The sequence below is a fragment of the Vibrio sp. Vb0598 genome (genome assembly GCF_033338935.1).
GTDB lineage: Bacteria > Pseudomonadota > Gammaproteobacteria > Enterobacterales > Vibrionaceae > Vibrio > Vibrio alginolyticus.
Map to the genome: position 1 here is coordinate 1 of NZ_JAWOTP010000078.1, position 1711 is coordinate 1711.

Annotated in this window: 2 protein-coding genes; one reads left to right on the top strand and one right to left on the bottom strand. The window is 47.6% G+C overall.

Features of this window, described 5'->3' with window-relative positions; all coding sequences use genetic code 11:
* Positions 1–57: 57 nt before the first annotated feature.
* Positions 58–951 carry a LysR family transcriptional regulator gene (locus R7Q38_RS23020; protein WP_005493888.1) on the bottom strand — a complete coding sequence of 298 codons (894 nt, stop codon included), beginning with the start codon at positions 949–951 and terminating at the stop codon, positions 58–60.
* A 229-nt stretch (positions 952–1180) separates the two neighbouring features.
* On the opposite strand from R7Q38_RS23020, the gene R7Q38_RS23025 reads away from it, so the two are divergent.
* Positions 1181–1711: TonB-dependent receptor plug domain-containing protein (locus tag R7Q38_RS23025; RefSeq protein ID WP_318114413.1), on the top strand; the 531-nt coding region annotated here is incomplete at its 3' end.

Genomic DNA, 1711 nt, shown 5'->3' on the forward strand with positions numbered 1-1711 from the left:
GGCTCTGTTGAGCGGTTGTGAGCAAAGGCCATCATGTTGATGGCCTTTTTATTTGTCTCAATATTTCCAATCTAGCGGAATACTTTGGTGAATATCTTCAAGCAGTACGGATAAGCGAAGAGGATGACGCCCTGCTGGTGTATAACAGTTGATCGTTATTGGCTCTGAAAGCCAGCCTTCAAGGCATGGGGTGATACGGCCGGGGTGATGTTTCTCATACCCTTGTGCAGTCCAAGTTGGCAAGAGACCAATGCCGTGTCCGTTGGCGATACTATCGATCTGCATAGCAATGTTGTCGCTATAGAGTCGGCTGACAAATGGTTCTAGAAAAAACTCCCCTTGTTCTGGGTGCGAGAGTAGCAAACCATTCTCTTGTATCGACCCAAAATCTATCCACGGATGTTTGTTTAGTTCTCTCGGGTGGTGGATGGGGCCATGTTTTTCGATGTAGTTTGGCGACGCGAATGGGGTGTAACGAAATACGCCAAGCGTTTCTTTGCGCCAATCCAGCCCTTTGTGTTCACCTAGCCAGATAAACAAATCTGGATCGTGGTGTGTATCGGAAAAATCACTGGTGAGCTGGACTCTGACGTCAGGGTTCTCCGCCAGAAATTCATTGAGCACATCGCCTAACCAACTGCGAACTAACGCTGCGTGGCAAACGATATGTAGAGAGCCTGATACTTGATTATTTAAGCCTTGAAGCGCCTCATAACTTTCCTCGCTGAGCTCTAAGATCTGGCGGCTGTAGTCGGCAAAAATCTCCCCTGCGCGTGTCAGAATCAAGCGGTTGCCTTGTCGAGTCGTTAGCGCTTGGCCAAAGTCGGCTTCTAATTGCGCTAAGCGGCGGCTCACGGTGGATTTCGGCTGATTCAGTGCTTTGGCGGCTGCGGTCAAACTTTTGTGTTGGTTAAGCGCATCAAAAGCACGAATTGATGCTAAGTCGTGCATATCTTACTCCTTACTGCGTTATGTACGGATTCCATATATGGGAAGAACCGTTCCATAACTCTCACTATGCATCTCATTCTATTTATGAATAATTCCACTTCGAAAATAATAATCATTATCAATTATGGAGATGTAGATGTCCACTCTTAGACTGCCAGTGCTAACTGCAACTGGTGTTTTAGCCTTCGTCAGTGTCCCTCATGTATTTGCTAACGACTCAGTTTCTAAAATGGAAACCGTCGTGGTGACAGCGTCAAGTTATGAGCAATCCCAAGCGGATGCGCCTGCAAGTATTAGTGTTATCTCGCGAGAAGAATTGGACTCGCGCTACTACCGCGACGTGACTGATGCACTGAAAAGTGTGCCGGGTGTTGTTGTGACTGGTGGTGGTGATACAACCGATATCAGCATTCGTGGTATGGGCTCTAAGTACACGTTAATTCTTGTGGATGGTAAGCGCCAAAGTACTCGCGAAACTCGCCCAAATAGCGATGGCCCTGGTATTGAACAAGGTTGGTTGCCACCACTTCAAGCCATTGAGCGAATCGAAGTGATCCGTGGCCCGATGTCGACACTATATGGTTCCGATGCGATTGGTGGTGTGATTAACGTGATCACCCGTAAAGATGCGCTTGAGTGGACAGGTAATGTGCAGCTGGGGACGGTTATCCAAGAAAACAGCCGTTCTGGTGGTGAACAGAGTGCAAACTTCTTTGTAAATGGCCCTCTTGCAGAAAACTTGTTGCTACAGGGTTATGGT